Source organism: Hyphomonas atlantica corrig., from assembly GCF_000682715.1.
Taxonomy (GTDB): domain Bacteria; phylum Pseudomonadota; class Alphaproteobacteria; order Caulobacterales; family Hyphomonadaceae; genus Hyphomonas; species Hyphomonas atlantica.
This window is the reverse complement of the sequence record NZ_AWFH01000008.1, coordinates 43,740-66,680: the sequence shown is the minus strand read 5'-3', so window position 1 is coordinate 66,680 and position 22,941 is coordinate 43,740. Positions and strand designations below refer to the sequence as shown.

19 protein-coding genes are annotated in these 22,941 nt (G+C 52.1%); 6 read left to right on the top strand and 13 right to left on the bottom strand.

Features of this window, described 5'->3' with window-relative positions; genetic code table 11:
* Positions 1-193: 193 nt before the first annotated feature.
* The 11 genes from HY36_RS17740 to HY36_RS17735 all read right to left on the bottom strand — a co-directional run bounded on the left by HY36_RS17740 (position 194) and on the right by HY36_RS17735 (position 15,001).
* Entirely contained in the window at positions 194-2,368 is a 2,175-nt protein-coding gene (locus HY36_RS17740) for an AGE family epimerase/isomerase (protein WP_276325151.1), read from the bottom strand.
* A 228-nt stretch (positions 2,369-2,596) separates the two neighbouring features.
* On the bottom strand, positions 2,597-3,586 hold the full coding sequence (locus tag HY36_RS06570) for a glycosyltransferase (RefSeq protein WP_155841757.1): 990 nt from the start codon (positions 3,584-3,586) through the stop codon (positions 2,597-2,599).
* Complete coding sequence (locus HY36_RS06565; RefSeq protein ID WP_035550170.1) at positions 3,583-4,437, bottom strand: sulfotransferase family protein; 855 nt, start codon at positions 4,435-4,437, stop codon at positions 3,583-3,585. The genes HY36_RS06570 and HY36_RS06565 overlap by 4 nt, the downstream gene beginning before the upstream one ends.
* Positions 4,434-5,783 carry a lipopolysaccharide biosynthesis protein gene (locus tag HY36_RS06560; protein ID WP_035550168.1) on the bottom strand — a complete coding sequence of 450 codons (1,350 nt, stop codon included), beginning with the start codon at positions 5,781-5,783 and terminating at the stop codon, positions 4,434-4,436. Before HY36_RS06560 ends, HY36_RS06565 begins: the two co-directional genes overlap by 4 nt.
* A 48-nt stretch (positions 5,784-5,831) precedes the next feature.
* Positions 5,832-6,992: an acyltransferase family protein gene (locus tag HY36_RS06555; RefSeq protein WP_035550164.1), complete on the bottom strand. Its 1,161-nt coding sequence runs from the start codon at positions 6,990-6,992 to the stop codon at positions 5,832-5,834.
* Between the two features lie 6 nt (positions 6,993-6,998).
* On the bottom strand, positions 6,999-8,264 hold the full coding sequence (locus HY36_RS06550) for an O-antigen ligase family protein (RefSeq protein WP_035550162.1): 1,266 nt from the start codon (positions 8,262-8,264) through the stop codon (positions 6,999-7,001).
* A gap of 59 nt (positions 8,265-8,323) precedes the next feature.
* Complete coding sequence (locus tag HY36_RS06545) at positions 8,324-9,658, bottom strand: hypothetical protein (RefSeq protein WP_155841755.1); 1,335 nt, start codon at positions 9,656-9,658, stop codon at positions 8,324-8,326.
* Between the two features lie 6 nt (positions 9,659-9,664).
* Entirely contained in the window at positions 9,665-10,945 is a 1,281-nt protein-coding gene (locus tag HY36_RS06540; RefSeq protein WP_081806068.1) for a glycosyltransferase family 4 protein, read from the bottom strand.
* A complete protein-coding gene (locus tag HY36_RS06535) occupies positions 10,942-12,213 on the bottom strand; it encodes a nucleotide sugar dehydrogenase (RefSeq protein WP_035550157.1) in 1,272 nt (423 codons plus the stop codon). Before HY36_RS06535 ends, HY36_RS06540 begins: the two co-directional genes overlap by 4 nt.
* Positions 12,214-12,351: 138 nt before the next feature.
* Complete coding sequence (locus tag HY36_RS06530; RefSeq protein ID WP_051602570.1) at positions 12,352-13,491, bottom strand: acyltransferase family protein; 1,140 nt, start codon at positions 13,489-13,491, stop codon at positions 12,352-12,354.
* A 64-nt stretch (positions 13,492-13,555) separates the two neighbouring features.
* Positions 13,556-15,001: an exopolysaccharide biosynthesis polyprenyl glycosylphosphotransferase gene (locus HY36_RS17735; protein ID WP_051602569.1), complete on the bottom strand. Its 1,446-nt coding sequence runs from the start codon at positions 14,999-15,001 to the stop codon at positions 13,556-13,558.
* A gap of 711 nt (positions 15,002-15,712) precedes the next feature.
* Between HY36_RS17735 and HY36_RS06520 the strand changes: the two genes are divergently transcribed.
* The 4 genes from HY36_RS06520 (at position 15,713) to nusG (ending at position 19,035) form a co-directional block, all read left to right on the top strand.
* Positions 15,713-16,660 (top strand): hypothetical protein, encoded by a 948-nt coding sequence (locus HY36_RS06520; RefSeq protein ID WP_035550155.1) that lies wholly within the window; start codon positions 15,713-15,715, stop codon positions 16,658-16,660.
* A 126-nt stretch (positions 16,661-16,786) separates the two neighbouring features.
* Positions 16,787-17,563 carry a metallophosphoesterase gene (locus tag HY36_RS06515; RefSeq protein WP_035550152.1) on the top strand — a complete coding sequence of 259 codons (777 nt, stop codon included), beginning with the start codon at positions 16,787-16,789 and terminating at the stop codon, positions 17,561-17,563.
* A gap of 110 nt (positions 17,564-17,673) precedes the next feature.
* The gene (locus HY36_RS06510) at positions 17,674-18,165 is read left to right on the top strand and encodes a hypothetical protein (RefSeq protein WP_035550148.1); all 492 of its coding nucleotides are present in this window, start codon (positions 17,674-17,676) and stop codon (positions 18,163-18,165) included.
* A 303-nt stretch (positions 18,166-18,468) separates the two neighbouring features.
* Entirely contained in the window at positions 18,469-19,035 is a 567-nt protein-coding gene (nusG, locus tag HY36_RS06505; protein ID WP_051602568.1) for a transcription termination/antitermination protein NusG, read from the top strand.
* Between the two features lie 21 nt (positions 19,036-19,056).
* On the opposite strand, the gene HY36_RS06500 is transcribed toward nusG, so the two are convergent.
* Positions 19,057-19,875, bottom strand: coding sequence for an ATP-binding protein (locus HY36_RS06500; RefSeq protein ID WP_155841753.1), 819 nt, complete (start codon positions 19,873-19,875; stop codon positions 19,057-19,059).
* Positions 19,876-20,532: 657 nt separating this feature from the next.
* Between HY36_RS06500 and HY36_RS06495 the strand changes: the two genes are divergently transcribed.
* Positions 20,533-21,156 (top strand): response regulator transcription factor, encoded by a 624-nt coding sequence (locus HY36_RS06495; protein ID WP_035550143.1) that lies wholly within the window; start codon positions 20,533-20,535, stop codon positions 21,154-21,156.
* Positions 21,157-21,525: 369 nt separating this feature from the next.
* A complete protein-coding gene (locus tag HY36_RS06490; protein ID WP_035550141.1) occupies positions 21,526-22,512 on the top strand; it encodes a LysR family transcriptional regulator in 987 nt (328 codons plus the stop codon).
* A 24-nt stretch (positions 22,513-22,536) separates the two neighbouring features.
* On the opposite strand, the gene HY36_RS17730 is transcribed toward HY36_RS06490, so the two are convergent.
* Positions 22,537-22,905, bottom strand: a complete 369-nt coding sequence (locus HY36_RS17730; protein WP_162175956.1) for a helix-turn-helix domain-containing protein — start codon at positions 22,903-22,905, stop codon at positions 22,537-22,539.
* Positions 22,906-22,941: the final 36 nt, after the last annotated feature.

The window sequence follows — 22,941 nt, the reverse complement described above, 5'->3', positions numbered from 1 at the left end:
GACTTTCAGCCTCCAGCCTGTCGAGGTGGGTGCCGATGCCAGTGCGATCTGGGGGCTTAGAGGCATTCATGTGTTGAGCTCCTGAATGAGAAGATAGCGCCTGCTGACTAGCAGAGCAGGTGAGTATCAACGAGCAAAGCAAGCCCGTCGTGCCGCTATCGATAGTAAGAGATTTTGAGTGGAAGTCTTTGTCTTAAAGCGCGCCGAGCGCTGTCATGAAGTGGTAAGGCATACTAGCCGGCAGCAGGGTGCCAGAAGGGGCATAATCCGGCTCCAGACGGTCGTACCAGCTGGGTGTGCCCTCAATCAGGTATAGTGCGAACAGGCGCTCCAGCTCGCGATCGGCTTCTCCGGGAGCGGCCGTTTCAGGGAAGCGAAGTCTCGCACGGAACCGTTCCAGCTGCGGCCAAAGTCGTTTGGTTGGCAGAACAGGATCACCCGTACGGCTCACCCCGTCAAAGGAAAATCCTTGTTCGTCCCGTCCGAACCGGTCAGCAAACAGAATAAGCCGGCGCGCCCAGCTTGCTGTGTCACGCCCTGTCAGCCGCTGTACTTCCGACAGCAGCCAAGCCCACTCATAGCAGTGGCCCGGTTCTATGGGAGCGCATTCTCCCGCGCGATCAATCGACCAATCCTGTTCGAACACTTCATCCAGTGCGCCGGTCCTATTGTCGAACATATGTGATTCGAACAGCCCGCACAGTAGATCGATCCGATCTCGAGCAATTGGGTCTCCACTGGCCTCATACCAAACAAGGCTGGCCTCCAGGAGATGCATGTGCGGGTTTGCCAATTTCTTGCCGTCGGCGGTCTCTGGGCTTGTATAGCCGGGGCCATCGTCCCGCAAATATGTATCTATGAATTCAAAGGCTTCGACCGCAAGTCTTTCGGCTGTGTCGTCCCCCGTTGCATCGAAGGCACGAGAGGTGCCCAGCGCGACAAAGGCGTGATCATACAGGTCCCGGCGGGTATCAAGTGGTGTCTGGTCCGGCGCAAGGACGTGCGACCATCCACCTTCTGGAGACCGGGCGGGACCATCAATGAATTTCAAGCCCTGATCGACGAGGCGGCTTGCAATGCCATCCTTGTCCCACCCAATATTCAAGGCCGTAGAGAACGTGAAGACTTGCCTCGGCGCGACTCTGCCGCGTCTGGGCTTTGCCGTTTGTGGGCAAAGGTCACCAGCAAGCGCTTCTACAAATCCCCCATTCTTTTCATCCCACCCATACTCGCCCCAACACGGCAACATCGCGTCTCGAATGAATGCTCTGGCGCGGGCGGTTAGGTCTGGGTTGAAATTTGGCGCTGTCGTTCGGCTGGCGGCCTCAACCGCGCCGCGAATGCCGGCGGCGCTGTCCAGTCGGCTGACCAGAACACCTGAGGGTGATGCGGCGACAACGATGCCTTCAAGATCGTGGACGGCGACGCGAGGCCCGGTGGAGTAAACCAGATTTCCCCGGCAACCGGTCTCTGCAGTTGGTCCACTGAGGAGGCTTTCTCCTGAAGGGGCGCGAATGGCATGGAGCGCCCGGAAATCTCCCAAGTCTGTCCAGTCCATGGCAACCGGTACGACCATGACGTTGTCTGCCTTTTCCATGATGGCATAGTCGATGCTTATGGAAGGTGCTTCGGAAAAGGATTTGCGCTGGAACAGGCGTTCTTCCCCAATGGAAAGAGGGCCCGTTGTGGGAAGGGAATTTCGTACACTGTTCAGGATATCTGGCGCGTGGATCTCCAGAGCTTCGATCATGGAGCTGGCCTTGAAGAGAAATATCCCGGCGTTCCAGAGGTGGCGCCCGCCATCCAGGAATGCTTTCGCCGTCGGCTCGTCCGGCTTTTCGACGAAGCGGGACACTGGAGCAGCGGAAAGTTCGGCGTCAGCAGTCGAGTTCAGCTCAATGTATCCATATCCGGTCGCGGCATATTCGGGGTGTAGTCCGAATGTGACGAGTGCGCCGGTTGTTGCGGCTTCGACGGCGCGGGAAAGAGCTTCATGGAACGCAGGAATATCGCCGATATGATGATCAGCGGGCAGAATGAGTACTAGGTCGTCGCTATCAGCTGATAGAGCCGCCGCGGCAACAGCGGGGGCAGAGTTTCGCCCGAAGGGCTCCAGTAGGAAACCAGCGCCTGGAAGGTGTTGGCGTAGCAGAGATCTCCATTGAGCTCCGGCAATGGCCACGGCGGGCGCCACCGGGGTGCCACTAATGTTATTCGGTAGTCGTCTTGCCGTTTCCGAGATCATGGCGTGTCGACCAGACAGTACATGGAATTGCTTCGGCATTTCGCGTGTGGAGAGCGGCCAGAGCCTTGTTCCGGAGCCACCACAAAGGATGAAAGGGCGGACGGTGTGTGTGTTGGTAAGCATCGTTTTCCTGCCTGAGACAAAGTGGATGGATGTGGCGAGACGAAAGGGCGCGACCGTCCAGTGCGACTGGGCCGTAGCGCTCATGGGAGGAGTACTTTTGGGTGTCGGTTGCCGATGGCGATTGCGCGCAAAGAAGGGTTCGGGGCCGTTTAGGGACCCGCGCATCTGGTCTCAGCGGCTTGCCAAATAGGTTGCCGCCCTAGTTCGACGAATACTTTGGTTTTTGGATCAGCTCTGCAGGGACAGAGCTTGTTTCATGTTTTGCGCAAGTTCGTTTCGTAGGAATTCTTTTCGGGCAATGGTGCGTTCACGCAGTTTTTGTGAATTCGAAACGGCTGTGGAGACGGCGATGGCAAGGCTATCGATATCTACTTCAGCGTAGGTCCCGGCGTCTTCCAGAACGCTTTCAATAGTTTGCGATCTATTGGTAATAACGGGCACACCCAAGCTCAGAGCCTCATGCACCGCCGCCTGCATGATGTAGTCCCGATCAGAAACAGTGATGATAGCAGAACTGGCGCACATTCTCTGAATGTAGTCGCCGTATGGTACGAATCCTAAGAGCTCAACATTTTGTGGCATGTCAGCAGAGGAAAGTCCTGCTTTCCTGTAGTTTCCGGTCACCTGGAACAAAACGTCTGGATTGCTCTTCATGGCACCTAGTAGAACATCTATGGGCTCGTCATCTTTAAACGAACAAATAACCAACACGGTTGGATTTCCCGGAGCGGCTAAATACTCCGTTCCATCGAAATTGCTTGGCAACGCTGTGAGATAGAATGGCTTTCCGCCCCACTTCTCTATAACCGCCCCGTCGACCCGGTTATGGCAGATAACGAAGGGAGCACGCTTGGCAATAAAGCGGAACAGAGGGGTGAACCTGCTCCAGAACTTGCTTGTGATTCCGCCGGAATGAAAGTCAAGAATGATATCGGTGCCGCTCACAAGGGCTGCCAGTTGCGCTGCCATTGGTGCAAATGCGGGCAAGTTCATGACAATAGCGAATTTCGGGCGTTTCAATAGAACCAGCCAGAATGTCAGCCAGAAAGACAGAGCATATCGAACCGCTTTTCCAACCGGACCGTTGCCGACTTCAGGCCAGATCAACTTGAGGTCTGCACCGAATAGATCAGCTGTCGTATTCGAACGATAGCATTCGGAACGCCATGCTATCATCATGATCGACTGCTCTTGAGTATTTGGTCGAGAATCGGTCACGCCATCACCTCGTCCATGGCGGAGTGAGCAACTTCCAAAAGGTAGTGGTAATCAGTGTAGTCTATGACTGACTGCAGCTGTTCGCGTTGCTCGTCGGAAATGTGTTTTGACGTTCTATCGAGCGGTTTGACGTGCTGGCCTGCCGTATCGAGCTTCCAGGATTCATCAGCTCGAACGATGCTTTCAAGTACTTCGTTTCTACGGGCCAGATCCTCGCGGCTCAGGCGAAGGCCCAGCCTTTTCGCAAGTTTCGTCATCGTTGTGGTGGGTTCATGCAGAAGGTCTTCGTACACAGCAACCGTGTGGTTCTGGTTTCCGCACTTGCTGCGAGTAATTGCGATTTCTTTCTGCCACCGCTTAAGCGCTGCTTCAGCATCGTGTTTCTTTTGCCATAGCTGAGAGGCATTGGACATGGAAGCTGCCACGGACACACCGTCTCTTATGAGATGAATGAAGTGTACATCCTTTCCTTCACGGGCGGCCGCTTTCTCGATCAGATCAGTATAAAGCAGATGACGTGGTGTTTTCTCCAGCCAGGCACACTTTCCACTCGAACTTCCGGCGTTGTCTAGAGCTTCAAGAAAGTACGCAGCAACGGCCTCACGGCTTAGTCGTTCGGAAGCAGAAAGGTCTGGTGGGAGACAGTTGATTCCTATCTCGTTTTCTTCAAAGAAGCGTGTAACTTCTCCGAGTGGAGAGCGATGTGCAGGCAGCGCAGTGTGACGGACTGAAAAGCTTCTGGAAAAGAGGTGACTTTCCTTGAAGGTTACGATGTCTGGAGAGCACCCGATCATGCTTTGTAAAAGTGTTGTCCCGGATCGAGGGGAGCCAACTAGAAAAATGCGCTTCATGATTTGAATCCTCGTTTGGAAAAAACAATTGTGCCCCAGATTGAGGGATCGTATTCGGTGTGTTTTCGAGCAGCTCGCCACAACAGCACGTTCCACGTAACGATACCGCCCGCCGCTGCGATAGCTGCACCAATCATTCCGAATTGCCACGCAAACAGAAACATGGCGGCAGCTGTAAACGGCGCAGTCGTGATCATGATCCTTGCATTGATCTTTTCATGTCCTGTCATGTTGAGCATAACGCCGACACTTCCAGTCGCGGCGTTGAATAGCTGCCCAAACGCCATGACGATCAGAACCCATTTACCGTCTTCGAACTGGCTTCCAAATATTGAGAGAATAAGCTCAGGGAACAGTGCGCAGGCGGCGAACATGACGAGCGCAGGCGTGAAAATTACGACCGATGAAACTGCCAGATACTGTGTGAGTTCAGCTTTCTTGTCTGCTGCATACAGCTTTGAGATATTCGGACCGACGATCAGATTTAGAGAGGAAAGTACAAAGCCGAGGAGTTCTGATGTTCGAGACGCGGCGAAGTATATGCCTGCGGCGGCGGGGTTCAGAAGGAGTGCTACGATAACGACGTCAAGTGTTCTGAACGAAATTCGAGACATCAACAACAACCAGATCGGAATGCTGGTGCTCCACCAGGATTTTTGGTCGTAGTCAGGAGTTGCCGATTTGATCGCGCCAGGGAGTGTAGAGTGCAGATGCCAGTGTTGCCATAGAGCGAACACCGAGAGTGAAAGAGCCGACAGCACGAGCAGGATGGGAAGCCTCAGGTGCGCTGGGCAGTACACAAAGAGCATGAAGGCAAAAAGTGGAATGCAACTTCGCCATATGACATCCTTCGGAAGCAAAGCCGGGAGGATCTGGTCGAAGCTTCGCATAACTGCGCTTTGTACATCCGTCAGCGCAAATGCGGGCAGCACCGCCAATCCCAATAACCATACGTATCCGGTGGGAAAATAGCCCAACCATGCGGTAGTCGCACAGGCGCCTCCAAGCACGGTAGATGTAACCAATGCGATGAGAAGTACACCGCGCTCCGAGTACCGAATGATGCCGAGTGCTTTCCCTTGTTCTTGATGAACCTGGTATTCTCCCAAGTATCGAATGGCTGTAAGCGTCGATCCAAATTGTACTGCTACAGCCCCGAACCCTACCGCGCTCATGATCGAACCGTAGATTCCAAAGTCGCTTAAAGACAACCAGCGGGCAAGGCAGATCACTCCGACATAGTTCATCCCGGCTGCGAACACTCGCAGCATAAGGATAAGGCCAGCTTCACCTGCAAACTTTTTGAGCATCCGGTTCTTGAGCGCTTTGGCTACAATGGCTTTCATGCAAGAAAGTCCTGTGCAAATACGGTAGGATTTTAATTCAGTGGACTGTCAGTTCGCGACCGCAGAACCAAAGCGACGCCGCAGTTTTGATATTGGACGCAACAATGCTTGCTCGGAAATGTACGCAGCTACGTACGAAAAGATCAGGGAACCGATGACGATGGCGATGTTGATACGCCAATCTCGGTCAGGAAAAGTGCCGTTCGCTTCCGCATGTCGCATGAACCATATTGGGAAGAGGTGCCAAAGGTAGATACCGTAGGACAATCGACCCGTTACCCTGAACAAGTTGGATTCGAGTATCTGAAATATCGGTCGAACGATATCCTTCGCAGTGTACAAGGCATACGTTCCAGCAAAGAGGGCGATACCTTGCACAGTAAACTTCCAGACATGCTTAAAGAGATCTGTACGCAGCAGTATAGACAATAGGATTCCCAGTGCCGAACACAGTAACAATAACAGCGTCACTGGGGCGGGTTGTATACCGAACAACTTTCCCTTGCGGGCGAAAAGAGCAAGCAGGCAACCATAGATGATTGAGTCAAAACGGGTTTCAGTTGCACGATCAGTGTATATGCTCGCATAAGACTCGAGCTGTGGATTGATGTATTCAAATGCGAACAAGCGATAGGCAGGCGCGATGATACAAAGCGCAACAAGCACCCAGAAGAATACATCCAGCCGCCGCCGAAACATCCAGATGAATGTCGGCATAATCAGGTAAAAGTGTTCCTCCACCGAAAGTGACCAAAGGTGGCTGAACGTCAGGGGCGTGTCTGGAGTTTCAGTCGGGAAGAATATCCGCACGTAATTCTGAAAGTAGAATAGAGAGCCCAGGGTATCGAGCCAAGGGACTGAATAGAACTGGAAGGACACCAAGGTACAAACAAGCACGAAGAAGTAGAGTTCAGGCGAAAGTCGCAGGTAGCGGCGTATATAAAATTGCTGAATATTGATTGTACGAGACGCATCGATTTCGCTGATGAGCAAATTCGTTATCAGGAAGCCACTGATAAAGAAAAATACTGTTACGCCAAGATCACCGGGTACATATCGAGCAAAGCCAGCGTGCGCGATCACCACGAGCAACACAGAAATGGCACGCAGTCCATCAAGACCTGGAATATAGTGCGATGAAGTACCTTTGATTGATCTTTGATAGATAGAGAAGTCGGTTCGTTTGAGAGTGGTCAGCAGTTTTGGCACGTGTGCTTAAGCCTTCGTCGGGTGCTTCCATCCAACAGTGTTGCTGTCGATGGCGCTGGGTTTACTGAGTGAGTGGACGTCTGCCTTTTGAAGAAACTGGATGGAGACGACGATGAGCATAAACAGGAAGGAGAGATTGTTTCCTTGAAACAATCCGAACTCAAACGTTGACCGAGCCAGCCCGGACCAGACAATCAGAAATGCTATGCGTGAGCGAGAGTTGATTTCGTTGTGGCCGTACAGAACGAGCCCCAGACAGCGGGCCAGGTACCAGAGCACCATGCCTAATCCGAGAAAACCCGTCTGTAAAAATAGCTCAAGAAATGTGTTGTGAGCATGAGGGATTTTGAATAGCGGCAACTCGGGAACAAATCCCAAAGCAGAGCCCCAGATCGATGACGGTCCAAACCCGATTATTGGTGATCGCATAGCGACCTGAACCGCATGTTCCCAGATGATTGTCCGGCCCGTCAAAGTCATGTCCTCGCCCGATGCGAGCAACACAGTTTGAATAAGCGCTATAAATACCAGAGCCGGCACGAGAAACGCAATTGATGCCATCACCGAAGAAATCACTTTGTCTCGGAATGTTTGAACAAAAAGTTCCCATGCAAACATCACGCTGATGCTGCCAATAAGCCCCGCCGTTTTGAGGCTTGCTTCAGTCGACAGCAACAAATACGCGCTTAGCCCGGCAAGTAGGAAGCGATGAGACCGCTTGATGTATCCTTTGGAAAAAAACGATACGATAAAAGCGATGCTCATGATCTCAGCGAGACGGCTCTTATGCTTGAATACGCCCTGTGGAAGGCCTGCCAGGTTTGTGAAGGATTCCTGATCAACACCTCTCATGACGCCATAGGAAGGGAGGAAAAGAATATAGAGTAGACTTCCTGCCGCTATCACCAATAGTGCATAGAACGCAGCTTTCAAAAACTGATCATACCTGAGTGCGCTTGCAATCCCCCAAGCCGTGAGAATGGTGCACAGGAAAATCATCGCGTTGATGAACGAGAAAACGTAATCCATCGACCATGCGGAAGAGGCAATATAAAATCCCGCGAAGAGTACGATCGGCCATTGATAATAAAGATTGATTCGAAGTGCTCGTTTGCTTTTCATCAGGCGAAGCATGAAGAACAAATAGACCGGGATAAATTTCGATGTGTTCAGTATGCGATCCGAAAATGAAATGTTCCGGTCGAATCCAGGCCCAAAGATCCACTGTTCGATGAACGCACCTGAGAATACGATTACTGCGAAGAATGCCATTATACTGGATAATGATATCCTCATGCCATTTCTTGCTGTGGGATATGCATAGGATGGAGTCATTTCAGGTTTTCCATCAATGCAATGAAAACACGTCTTGAGCCATTGACGGCTCCGTTGAAGACGATTGCGGAATTGTCCCGTGTCCACGCTGGGTGAGGATCGATACGTAGCGCGGATTTTGGACCATTTATGGTTGGGGTTGCATCAATGCGAACTAATTCCTGAGCGTGCGCTCCATCAATTCCAACACGCCGAATGGGTACGCTGCCGTCGACGTAGGAAACGGGTTCGCGCGGATAAGCGTCAGTCAGGACATGAGTTTGGCCTGGGCACATGGTAGGGTGACCGGACCCGCGATGTGGTTTGCCAACATATCGAAAGTTGCTGCCGTCATATTTAAATAACGCGAACCGCAACACTTCGTCGTTTGAGGTGAGCCGGAAATCAACTTTGAGTTTTGACGAAGCTTTGCGTGTCGCTTTCTCCAAAAGCCGTTTCACTGGTGTGAGCAATGAACGTGGCTTGCGTTCTACCAAGTTCATGACGATCGTTTCTCCGTGTGGGCACCAATTGGGATGATGCCCGCCACGCCAGGTGGCCGCGTCGATAGCTGTGTGGATGTTCCCACCGTCACGATCGCAGGTGATGAGATAACTCTCCCGCCGCCCATTATCGCCTACCCACCGAATCACGAACATGATCCGCGTACCCTGCGGGTTCCATTTGACGTGAAACCCGTAGAACCCACCAGTTCCTAGATCAATGTCCTCAAACGTTTCAGGCTGTGCCGCGACAATTTCCGCCAATGATACCAGAAGTCGGGACTCTCCTGTCCTCGTATCGATGATGTGAATTCCGTCGCTACTGCTCGCGCCCGAATGTTTAAGACGTGATAGGTCACGAACGATGACGCCATATCCAGGTTGAACGTGGGCGATACGACGAAGGCAGGGGGATAGAGCGTGGTCTCCATCCGGAGAGACCATGTATACCGTATGCTGCAGCTTTCGTTCGGACTGGCCGAGTATGTCAACCCTCACACCGAATGGAACCCATGTGGTAGAATCCATCCGATTGAAGAAGAGGTCTGTGTCCGTTTTTCCCCATTGGGCCTGTGCCCCTAATTGGGTATCCCAAGCGGCTGTGGCAGAGCGATAGACCTCAACACCCATCACCAAGTCTATAACCACGACATCGGCGTGGTCTCCTGGAGCAGGTACTCGGTCTTCGAACGGAAACTCCGTTACCACGAGGTATCGTCCGGAAGGGCTAATGGGTGACGTGTCGAAGAATCGATGAATTGCAGGCTTGCTTCCAGGTGTCAGACAGAACACTGGAACAAGCGGATCGTGCTCCAGATACCGTGGGAAGGTGTCAGCAAGAATCGGCATTTGTAACTATCGCTCGTTCACGCGGCAGTACGCATCAATCAGTGTGTCGACTTGGAAGTCCCAAGAGAGCTCGCTCTCTACTCGTTGCCTTCCATAGGCGCCCATTCGCGCACGTTTTTCTGGATTGTCGACGAGTTCAAGGATCTTGTCCGCCATGTCCGTACTGTCATTCGCATTGGCATACAGAGATGCGTCTTGCGCGCTGTAGCGACCTTCCCGGACATCGAATTGAACAATGGGTTTTGAGAACGCCATGTACTCAAGAATCTTGTTCATCGTGGACTGATCATTCATTGGGTTTACCCGATCGGGGTTCACGCAGACATCTGCCGACGAAAGAACTTCGAACAGGACATTATCTGGCGCGCGACCGGTGAAATCGACATAGTCTTCGAGGCCGAGCGATCGACACTGATCTTTCAGCGCATCGAGGCTGGGGCCTCCGCCGACGAGGCAGAACTGAATATCCGAGCGCGCTCGTTCGAAGACGATGTGATGCGCCGCTTCGAGCAGGAGGTCGATGCCTTCCTGATCCCCCATGACTCCAACATAGCCAATGAGGAATTTACGTCCGTTCCGAAGCGAGTCATTGTTGGGCATTTGCCTAAGGCGCGTCAGGTCCGGACCAGAGCGAACAACGAACGTGTCTTCTGGTTTCTTCCCACCTCTGCTGTGGGCGATATCGCGATAGCTATTGTTTGTGCTGATCACAACATCAGCGCTTTTGAAGTTCAGTTTCTCCAAAAGAACCATCAATCGCCAGAACAAACCGCGGCGGTTGAATTTCGCTTCGTATAGTTCGGGATTGATGTCGTGATGATCAAAGATGTACTTCCGACCGAGTAGTTTGAACGGCCAGGCGACGAGGAACAGCAGGTCGGGTGGGTTACACCCCTGAATCGTATCGAACCCACGGGACACAAATATCTTCCACGCCAGCACCGTTTCCCAAAACAGTGCGGCTGAATATTCTGCGAGATAGCCAAGGGCGCCTTTTGCATCGACCGGCAGTGGATGGCGATGGATATGGACACCCTCGAGATATTCATATCGTTCTTCGAAGCCTTTTCCCGTTGGGCAGATCACGGAAACTTCCGCGCCTGCCGCGACAAGCGTCCGACATTCCTGCCAGACGCGACGATCGAATGGCAGAGGAAGGTTCTCTACGATGATCAATATTTTGCGACCATCGAGTTTGCCTTCGTGCTTCAGGCGATCTTGCCAACTGGACTGAACGTCCGGCTGGAGCTCGCCTTTATTAACGCTTCGGAGATTGATGACGTTCATGCGAGCGCATTCAGGTCGACGATGTCCTGTCCTTCTGCAAGGTTCAATTGTTTGATGGTTGGGTTGGCAACGATGATCCGGTCATACTGCTGGGTTTCAGCAATCTCTTTGGATACCAGTAGGTTTTGCAGTGCGGGAAGTTGGGTATAGGCATAACCCAAGTTCGCGCCGACGAGTTTAGTTGCATCAACCGCCGGATCGAAGATCGACAAATCGTATCCGTCTTTCAGCAGATTTCGTGCAAGGTCAATATTTGGGCTTTCTCTCAAATCGTCAGTATTCGCCTTGAAGGCCAACCCAACGAGAAGAACCTTGGCGCCCGCTTTGAGGCCTTTTGTTGTCATCTCATAAAGTCTGAATTTGTGTGCGTCGTTCGAGCGAAGTAGTGAATCGATCAAATACGTGCCAGCACCACAATCACCAGAAATGTATTGAAGCGCTCTGACATCCTTTGGTAGGCAGGATCCGCCGAATGCTCCGCCAGGTCGGGTGTAATACGGAGAAATGTTCAATTTTGTATCTGAGATGAAGATCTCGTGTGTTTTGGCAGCGCTGATACCGAGTTGCATGCAGACACGTCCGATTTCATTTGCATAAGCAACTTTTACCGCGTGCCAAGTGTTATCGACGAACTTGGTAATTTCAGACTCGCCATAGCCGACATAGAAGACTGGTGCTTTGATGTTAGCGTTCAGTTTGTCCATATTTGCACTCGGTTTCCCATCGCGCGTGCCAATGATGATCTTCGGTGGTTCGAAATAGTCTTTGATCGCCGCGGCTTCGCGCAAGAACTCCGGGTTGTAGACAAGTTCAATCGTGCGATCGAAGACTTCGTCCCCGAGTTCGGAGCGGAAAATGGGCTCGACCAATCCAGTAACCGTACCAGGACGGACGGTAGATCTGTATGCGACGGTTAGGGGTGAACTTCTATTTGGGTCTACTGCCTGTGCGATCTGACGCGATACTTCAGCAATATAGGACATATTGTGAGATCCGTCCGGAGCGCTCGGTGTCCCCACACATACAATCGCGAGATCTACGTCGGCCAGCCTATCCCCAATGTCAGTGAAGGCGGACACTCGTCCAGCATCTTTAACTTCGGTCAAAAGCTCTTGAATTCCAGGTTCGCTAAAAGGTGCGACACCTCTGTTGATCTTGTCTACCTTCTGGCCACTGACGTCAAAGCCAATGACGCTGTGGCCCTCTGATGCGATACAGCACATTGCGGTAAAGCCGACGTAGCCCAGTCCAAAAATTGCTACTTTCATACGGGGTATCCTTTGTTTGATAGTCGTCCCGTTCTGACAGAGATGTGCAGAGCTCACGCAAGGGCGTGTTCAGCGCTGACATTTCAACGTCTGTTGGGGGTGGTTCGACGGATGGGAGGTGTGGAAAGGCTCGTTGGTTCAGTGTCCAACGGAACCGAATTTTCGACGTAGTGCCTGAAAGGGAGCAAGTGCGTATCGTTCCGATAGCCAGGCTATCGGAATGGTCACGATAAAGACGATAATTGCGTTAGCAACAAGAGTTCCGTATCCATTTCCGACGCCAACATAATCACCCATTGATCGCAGGTAATTACAGGGAGCGAGATGCCAAATATACATCCCATAAGACAGTCTTCCCAACAGTTTGAGGACCGGGACGTCGAGTAGACCGATAATGAAGGCTCCGAACTGGGAGAAGAACAGGAAGAACATGAACAGAATAATGGAGATATTCTGAAGCGAGTATCTGTATGTCGATCTGAACTCATGGCTCCGAATGGCGAGTGCAACGAGCATCAACGCTATGGACGCGAACAGTATGATAGGCCACGTCTTTGAGACGAATGTCGAAACTTTCGCAAAGCGATAGCGACATACGATTGCCATTACGCACCCGATCAAGAGGGAGTCGATCCGGCTCTCTGTTGCGACGTACGTATAAACGCTGTTTGCGTAGGAGATGCGTTCGATCGCGAAATTCTCAAAAGCGTACACGCGATAGAATGGAACAAGGATGATGTAGAGAACTGCCAGAAAAACAAATCGGAATGGAGACTTCCGAGTTAGATAATAAGCTGCAGGCATCACGATGTAGAAGTGTTCTTCGATAGCAAGTGACCAGAAGTGTCCGACTGGAAACAAACTGGTCTCGCTCGTCCATTTGAAGATCTTTGCGTAGTTCGCGAAATAAAAGGCGGGCGCGATTACATCCATCCAGTTGATATTTGACAAGATGAGGCCCGCGGCAACCACAAACAGAAGGTATAGGTACAGCTCAGGTGTCAGTCGCAAGTAACGACGAACATAAAAGTTCCTGATTGAAAGTGCTCCTGAATTCTCCCATTCCGAGATCAGTAGGTTTGTTATGAGAAAACCGCTCAATACGAAGAAGATGGTAACGCCAAGTCCGCCGGGTATGATGTGACCGAACCCTGCATGGGCGACCATCACCAGTCCAACGGAAAAGGCCCTGATGCCGTCGAGTCCTGGAATGGAGCTCTTTTCGGCTCCATCGAATATGAAACGATAACAGCTTTGGGGGGCGCAACTTTGCGTCATAAAAATACCAGTTGTCTTGATTAGCTTAGCAAAAGCAGCGCTATGGAAGCGAGCTCAGATGTGGTTATCCACCGCGAGCGAAGAGTACTTCACGGAAAGTGCGTACAAGAATGATAAAGTCTCTCCAAAGAGACCAGTTGCGAACATACCAGGCATCCATCCGGGCGCGTTCCGCAAACGTGGTGGAGTTACGGCCATTTGTCTGCCAGATGCCAGTAATCCCTGGCCGCATGCGTTTGTAAGCAGCGATTGAGGGACCGTACTCTTCGATTTGAGGGATGGTCATAGGGCGTGGACCAACCAAACTCATGTCGCCGCGAAGAATGTTGATAAGCTGAGGAAGCTCATCCAGATTGGCTTTCCGTATGATTTTTCCAATTCGCGTAATGCGCGGATCTTTTTGTAGTTTTTGATACGCGTTCCATTCAGCGGCGACTTTGGGATCCGATGCGATCATCTGGCTCAATCGTTCTTCCGCATTCATGATCATGGAACGGAACTTCAGGCATTTGAATACTTCGCCGTTCCGACCAAGCCGTTCCTGTCGGAACATGGCGGGGCCGCCATCAAGCTTGATGAGCGATGAAATGATAATGAAGACAGGGGAGAGAACTAGAAGCATCGTGAAAGACACTGCGATGTCAAACAGTCTCTTCGTCGCGAGTGCCAAGGGCCTCGCAAGAACATCGGGCACTTCCAGGACAGAAATATCTTCAAGAGGATAGTTATGTACCTCGGCCTGGTTCGGTAGTGGGCTGCTCTGAGCAGAGAACATGAAGGGAAGCCCTTCCGCGACCAGTGATTCGAGTACCTCGTGCTGTTCCTGGTCTTCAGGCGCCGGGGCATAGATGATCACAGATCCCGAACTCGTGGCTGCCCGCATGGCATTAAGAAGGTTAGTGGCAGCATTGCCCGAGCAGAAAAACTTCTTCGTGAGCACAATTCCCAGTTCATCGTGTTTCTCAATGAGCTTTGAAACCTGGTCCGCTCTGTTTGGCGCCGTAAACAGGACAGCATTATTCGTCCAGATGTTCGCCGAGCGAAGTATATGTCCGGCAATCAGGCGACCGATAATAATCAGGGGAACCAGCAACAACCAGTAAGAGAGAGTGAGTAATCGTGACCCAACCTCAACAGTCGCGAATTGTGTTGCGGCTGCGCAGATTAATGCCATTCCACAGCCGCCGAGAATTTGTCCGAGTCGATTGATCAACGCCTCTCGTCTTCGATAGTGACCCTTGGAGGTGAACCATGCGAATAGTGCGACGGTGAACACGAAGATGATAGATATGTGAAATGTAAATTCAACGGATTCTATCGCTATGGGGCGCGCGCCCAGAAGAGGGCGAATGGCATTGCTAAGCGTAACTGAGACCAGAACCGCGAGAATCGCGGAAACGATATCTGCGTATACTAAAACAGTCGATTTCGTGTGCTGAATTAGGAAAGATGCGGGGCGATCAATGTGCTGGTCAACATCACGCGCCGGTCCGTTTGAATTCAAGAACATAGATTGCCTGTTTCCAAGACGTACAACGACTATGCATCTAGTCGTACGCGCCTACGCTGTGTCTTCCATGAGCAACGAAAGCAGTGAACGGATAAAGTGAAATCGCTTTGAGAGGCGATGACACTATTTCGGCCGCTTGCTTTCCGCAGACCGAAAACTCGTGATGGGAGTCGCTTCACGAATATCCGTCGAGAAGTATTCCTGTCGGGCTCTGAAGTTGATTATTGATGTTGAGCAAGACGACTAATGAAAAGCTACCGCACTCCCGGGTGCAAGCATTTGAGCTCACGCGGAAGTTATTTGGGTCGTGTTTGCGAGGCCTAGCTATAGAGCTGCGTAGGCGAGGTCAATGGGGAATTCGACGAAGTTTTGAAGTCAATTTTCCGAATATCAAAATTTGGTCGTTCGTTGGTCTATCCGATTGCATTTCGTGCACTGGGGGTGCTGCATCTTGCCAGAAAATTTCGACGCCATGTTCGGAGGATGCGCGAGATATATAGAAGACGGCCCACGAATATAGTGGCTTTCCTGGAATTCAGTAGGCAGAAAAAGTTCATTCTTCTTTTCTTTTTCTGCGGTTGGAAAGTGCCGTTTTCTGGGCGTGGTACTTCTTTTGGCTACCAGATGCGTTACCCCATCAGGTTGATCCCCTGAAGGCGGTCCGCTGCTAGTCTCGATCTATCGAACAAGAATCAGAGGCGGGTGGATACAATGCAGCCGGTGCGAACTACCGTAGAGCATTTAAGTGCGAGTTCGGATGAATGGTTCGACATTGCAAATTCGGTTGAGGTCGTCCTGGATCGAGCAAGCCCTGCGTCAAGACTTGATATCGTTCGCCAATTGCAGGTGGCCGGTCACAATGACTGGACAGTGCTGCCTGGCGGCGAGCCAGGTGACTGTCGTCGTTTTCTCCTCGCAATGATTGATGGTGGACATAGTGTCAATGCGTCCGAGCATACCGTGAAAGCCGCGATTCAGCGCCGATTGGATCAAGTCCGTATCTATCTGAAACGCATCGGACCGGACATGGAAGGTGTGGTCCTTTATGTGGATAGGTCGCATTTTATGTGGCGTGGCGGATTGAAGTCACCAGCGTACCAGATCTGGTGCGAGGCGTGGTGTCGGTTTCGCGCGATTCTAAAAGAAACCCGCCCGCAAATGAATGTCCGGATTGTCTTTGCCCGGCCGGAGTCGTCAGAATTTGATATTTGTCATTTTGGAATAGATGGTGCCCCGGTCGGTGGGCGGCGTCTGCTAAATTGGTGGCGAGACGCAAGCATAAATCACAGGCATCAGTTCCGGGAGCGGATTTTGTTGGCTCGTCGTTTGGGCGTGATGGTAGATTTCGAATGCAGTTACATTCATGAGAGTTCGGCCTCGTTTGATGTGCGGCGGCCTTGGTGTCCTGTATTGGAGTTTGGGCGGTCTTCTCAGCGCCCTGGCGATACGGATATCCAGCGTGTGAGGCTGCATCTGGATCCAGGACAAGATATGCCGTTTGTATTTGATGGGCAAAAGTACAATTGGGAGCATCGCATGGACATTCACCTCGTCGAGAGAGGTGACGAGGACGGGCAGTTTGTTTGGCGCCCGGCAGATATGAGTTTGTTTTCTCTTGACCCGAGCCTTTGGCTCGTGCGGTCGGGCGCCCTGGTCTAGGTTATCTTGATGGGGTGCTCGAATGGGGGGGGGGGGCTGAGCCTATCCGGAGCCCAATTTAGACCTCCGGTGCCCTTCACTTAGATACCGTGGTCTTGCAGAACAGGCGCTAGGAAACCATCGTCCATGTTCCCATTCGATTTACTGAAGCGATCATCCAGTCCGTCCGGCTCGCCCGGAAAGCGCGCTTATGCGATTGGTGATATTCATGGATGCTTCGACTTGCTTCTGGATCTGGTCGCGCAGATCGAGGACGACAACGCGCGGCGAGCGCCAAAGGAGCTTGCCCTTGTGTTTCTCGGTGATCTGATCGATCGCGGGCCTTCTTCACGATCCGTGGTGCAGTTTCTGCGAGACGAATTATCTGTGCGGCACACATGCCATTTCATCGCCGGGAATCATGAAGAAATTCTCGTCCGCGCGTTAAGCGGCGAAACGCAGCTGATTAGACCCTGGTTGCAACAGGGCGGCTTGGCGTGTGCGGAGAGTTACGGTGTGCAAAGCCGTGAGCTGCGTGATCTGGATGAGTTCGAGCTGCGTGAAGTTTTGCTATCCGCCATTCCATCTGACGATATTCAGTTCATGTCCGGATTTCATGACTATGTGCGCTTTGGCGATTACCTTTTTGTGCATGCTGGGATCCGTCCCGGGATTCCATTTGAGCATCAGACACCGCAGGACATGCACTGGATAAGAGAGCCTTTCCTGAGGTCGCGCATCGATCATGGTCTTGTGGTCGTGCATGGTCATACGATTAGTCGCGAGGTGGATACCTGTGCCAATCGGATTGGACTGGATACCGGCGCGTATCGGAGTGGTGTTCTGAGCGCGCTGATGATTGATGGGCAAACGCGGCACATACTTCAAACTTGTTCTGCTGACGTGTCAGAACCTGCCGTCTGACCCCCAAATGGGGGAATGGTGACATGATGGTTGATTGGGTATTTTCGTAGGCAAGTAATCATATTGCACTGTCACGTTCACAACGAACAATGTCTTGCAGGGAAGATAAGATGATGAACAAAGCTCGTCTTTTGGTTAGCGCGACAATCGTCGCCGCATTCGCCTGCGGAATGGCGGCGGCAGATCAGGCGGAAGGAGGTGCCGGTAGCGGTCCCATCGGAACCTTGTCTGGGGTGACAGGTGCCGTTGAGGTGCAGCGCAGCGGGATCACTGTTTCGGTGACGGACGGTTTCCAGTTGATGCCAGGCGACAGGATCATCACGGGGGCAGATGCCCAGGTTCAAGTCTCCGCCCCGGGGTGTTCTCCCGTGAGTGTTGGGGCGAGTAGTTCAATGGCAACAGGCGCGAATGTTTGCACAGCAGAAATAGTGCAGCTTCAGGCGAGCAACTTCGGTGCTGCACCAGTTCAGGCACCGGATAGTGCACCTCTACTTGGGTTCAACAGCCCAGTTATTCCCGCCGCGGTAGGGGCTGGTGTGCTTGTTGGTGGCGTCATCATCATTAATGAGCTTGATGACGATGGTGACCCAATTAGTCCGTAAGGGGTGTAATTATTTCTGCGCTCATCATGGTGTGATGGTGAGCTGTGCTGATCGCGATCAATACAAGCACATGTATATTTTTGACGGGCTGGATTGTGCGCAATCTCAGCTCGTTTTTGTATGCCGATCTGACGGCGTTCCAGGTCATGCTTCATTTTCCAGCTTGTTGGTTAGTCCAAATGTGGGGCCGTCTCGGGTGGCTTTCGATGAGGCAAGATCATTGGCACCTAAATTCACGACGGGGTCAGCTGGGCTGGATTAATAAAAATCAGCCCACGAACAACAGTCTGTCGGGGGATATCTATGTCAACGGTTTCGAGCTGCGTGGTTTCTGATGCAGCACAGGTTCGCCATGAAGTGCATTGCGGCGAGTTCAGGCACTGGTACGTGGTGCAAAGCAAGGCAGGACAGGAGGCTCTTGCCAACTCCCATCTTTCACGCCAGGGCTACCGATCTTTCCTGCCAACCTTTGAGAAGAATGTGCGGCATGCCCGAAAGGTTGTTCGTCGAAAGAAGCCGCTTTTCCCTGGATACCTGTTTGTTGAATTAAATCTTGAGAAAGACAGCTGGTATCCGATAAACAGCACGATCGGCGTAAGCAGGGTGCTGAGTTTCGGGGGGCAGCTGGCACAGCTCCCGTTCGGTCTTGTTGAGCGCATGATAGAGCTGTCTGATCGACAGGGAGCAGGAAGTGTTCAGCCGGAGTTTACGCCTGGGGATCGTGTGCGCGTCCTATCGGGTGCTTTCGACAACTGGATTGGCGATGTGGTTTCGTTGCCGGATACGGATCGCGTAACCTTGCTGGTTAGCATGTTGTCGCGAAAGGTTCCCGTCACTGTCAGGCAAAGCCAGCTGCAAAAAATCGGCTAGACAGCAGTAGCTGTTGGCCACTTATATGGGCCACAGCACCGAGAACTGCGTGCCACGGCCTGGTTCGCTATCTATGAAAATTGCGCCGTCGTAGGACTTGGCAATATTGGAAACGATTACGAGGCCGATGCCGGTTCCCAATTCTTTCTTGGTGGTGAAATAGGGTTTCAGCACGTTTCGTCGTGTTGCCTCATCCATGCCGGCTCCGTTGTCGGATACTTCAAGGCAGAGATATTTCTGTTCGCGTGTGGTGCTGCCGAAGTCGGGTTGGCGTTCTGCGAACTCCTCTGGCGCATGATTGATTTTGATTGTGAGTTCGGGGTTGGTTTTGTTCGCCCTCAGGGCGTGTCGCGCGTTGATCGAGAGGTTCATGATCAATTGTTGCAGATCAGTGACGTCAATTTGGTAATCCTTGATAGCTTCATCAATGGAGACGTGCACCTTGGTTTTCTTGCCAGATCCAAGCTCTATGAGTGTCACGATCTCGTCGATGACATCGGAAACATTGTGAGCGCCTGCAGTTTCGTGTCGCTCGTGCGGATGTATCAGCCGCTCTACAAGCAGGCCTGACATTCGTGATGCGGCGAGAATTCGTTCAGCATAAACGTGCGCGTGGCGCTCCGGGTTGGACAAGATAAGTGTTGCAAACCCCGCCGTTGCAGCAATCAGATTATTCAAGTCGTGCGCGACGCCCTCCACAAAATGACTTTGCGAAGAGATTGTGCTTTCGTCATCGTCTAGCGGCTGGTCTTTATTCATAACTGTCTTCAATTTCCTCGCGATCGGATATGCGTGATGTGACAATGAAGTGTGATGCTGCTGGCGGTTTGGTGTGCCCAATTTTTCCGATGCGCTTCAGACGTTGCGTCAAACATTCGTAGCGTCGGCAAACATACTGGCGCCTAGAGTCTAACGTATATTCCTCATGTGCCGTTCCCAAAGATTCGGGGGGGTGGAAAGCTTGGTGGCTTCACTTTGCCATTGTGAGGTGGCGGTCCCATCATATTGTTCCGCCGGGGGCATCCTGCGTGATGCGCCACATTGCGGGTGATGTATTTCCAAAGTTGATTGATGGAACATCACTTCCTGCAAGCTGAATTCCAAGTCAATGCTACTGCCTAGCAAATGATCATTCTTGCATCATCTGGTAGGAAGCAGTGAATCAATTTGAATTTTGGCAGCAATGCCCCCCGTTTAGGGTAGTAATTGATATGTTTTTCTATATGCAGTTTTGGCTGCTCGTTGGTGTCTATCCCCTCATCAGGTTGGACGGCAAGGTGCATTCAGGCGCTGTATCGAAACTGAGTTAGGCTAACATTTTGACCGACGAGCAAACCCAATTTTCGAGGGGGAGGCTATTAGGGGGGGCCATATGGGGGTATCAGTTGGCGTGTATGTTTGGGCTATACTTGTCTCCACACTCTTGGGGGCGATGGGCGACCAAAGCGCATCATCAATAATCTGATCGGACCGAATATTGTGACTAGTGAAACTGGTATGAAGATTCTTGTGGCTGATGATCACAGCTTGTTTGTGGACGCCTTGTCCTGCCTGCTGGAGATGTGGCCTGACGTGGCAAAGGTCGTGAAGGCATCAGACTATGCGAGCGCAGTGCGCTCCTTGTACGACAATCCGGACACTGCGGTTGCGTTGCTTGATATCAGAATGCCCGGCTTGGCTCTTCCATCAGGCTTCGCGAACTTTCGTGAGATCATGCCGGATGTAAAGTTGATCGCGCTTTCGGGTATTGCCTCGAGAGGTGAGATCGAATTAGCCCTTGAGGGTGGGGCTAATGGCTTCATTTCAAAGAGTATTTTGGGTCACGAGTTCGTCCGGGCGGTGCGGGACATTTGCAAGAATGAAGGCTCTGAGAAGACCCGGTCATTTGGCGTAATGGCCCATGATCGCCAGGTGAGTGTTCGGTTCACTGAGCGCGAGCAGGATGTCCTCGGACTGCTTCAAAGCGGAATGACGAACAAGGAAATGGCTCGCGAGCTGGGATTGTCTCCCGAGACTATCAAGATTTACGTGAAGTCTATTGGGGACAAGCTCGGTTCGCGGAACCGGACGGAACTGATCGTCCGTGCCTTGGAAGTTGGAGCCATTCGTCACGCGGTCTGACTTTGACATAATGCTGCAAGGATATGCGGGTTTTGTGGCAGAATGCAGACTATTTTTCTCGGAAGCTGCATTTTTCTTCTAAAAATCAGTTCACGAATGAAGCGTATACTCAGGGCTTCGAAGTTCCCGCTCGACTAGTTGGGGGAGTAATAGATGCCTCTGTTCACGAAGCTTGGTTGCTGTGCCAACAATCCTCACTAGAGCGTTTTGTTCGTGAGATGGATTTGCATATGGAGGCGGAAACTAAAACATAGTTGCTAGTAGTCACTAGGTTTTCTGGGGCGGAACGAAACTGAACGATTACCCTTTCCTTCAATAAACTATAGGGTGTATCTACTAGCGCTAATCGTCAAAAGTTGGGGGGGCGTCATGAGCCAGAGTCGGATCGATTGGGACAAGCTCCGCGTCTTCAAAGTAGTGGCTGAGATGGGTAGCATGACGGCTGCCGCTGCTCGTCTGAATGAGTCGCCGCCGACCGTCAGCCGCAAGATGGATGAATTGGAGAAGTTCCTCAGCAGCAAGCTGTTCACGCGGTCGACGCGAGGCATGGAGCTGACTGAGACCGGCAAGATCGTCCTGCGCTATTCGCGGCAAATGGAAGATGCGGCAAATCAGGTGCTGAGCGAGGCTGTTGGCCAGAGTGATGGCTCAGAGGGGCGCGTCACGATAGGAACTGGCGATGGTGTCGGGCCGTACTGGATTGCGCCACGTCTCGCGCAATTTCAGAAGGTGCACCCGAAAGCGCAGGTTCGTATGCATGTTCAGGAGCAGGAGCCTGATCTACTGAAAGACGAAGTCGATATTGCAATCCAGTTCACCGAGCCGAGGGATCCTGAAATTATCTCCCACAAGCTGGGTACGCTTCATTATATCGGCTTTGCTTCTCAGGATTATCTGGATGCGCAGGAAACGCTGCCGTCGAGCCTTTTTGAGTACTATCAGTATCGCTGCATCTTGCACGAATCGTATGTGCGCCAAGTCGAGCGATGGGCGCCCAAGGCGGGCGAGTTGAAGAAGATGATCGACTTTGCGTTCGTGACGAATTCGGCGAGCGCCATGATCGAGCTTTGTCGCCGAGGCGGGGGAATCGCCCTCCTGCCGACTTATCACAAGGAAGTATTCCCGGACCTCATGGCGCTGGATATGTCTGAAGTGGCACCGATCCAGTTCTGGATCGCTTATACCGACCAGACACGCCGCACGCCTCTTGGAAATCTCATGATCGAGTGGATCAAGTCATTGTTCGCCAAGGATGCATCGCCTTGGTTCACGGACGACTTCCTCCACCCAAAAGAACTGAGTGAATTGTCTGCCACCGGCCAAGAGCCCGCGGCTAAAAATCGTGCAGTGGGTTAGGTTGAGGTCGCCGTTGGGTCGGACTTAGTCAGTCGACATGACGCGCAGAACTTTAGCCATCATGCTAAGGCGTTCCTTGGACGGCGTCCGATCGATCCAGGAGTGACACTCTGCCCGCACCTTGGCGGACGGATCAGCATCCTTGCTATCTTCCGCGTTCTCGTCCTCGAACAGGCTGGCAATGGAAACGCGGAGAACATCCGCAACATTCGCGAGCATGCCGGCGCTGAGGCGATTTGTGCCGGTTTCGTACTTCTGCAGCTGTTGATGGCTGATGCCCAGCTCGGAGCCGAGTTCGGCAAGAGTCAAATTACGGTCCAGACGAAGTCTTCGGATTTTTTCGCCAACCATCTGATCGACTGCCGTTGGGGCTCTGGAAGTAGATTGCTTCATGATCTGCTCTCTCCATATATCCATCAGAGGTGACAA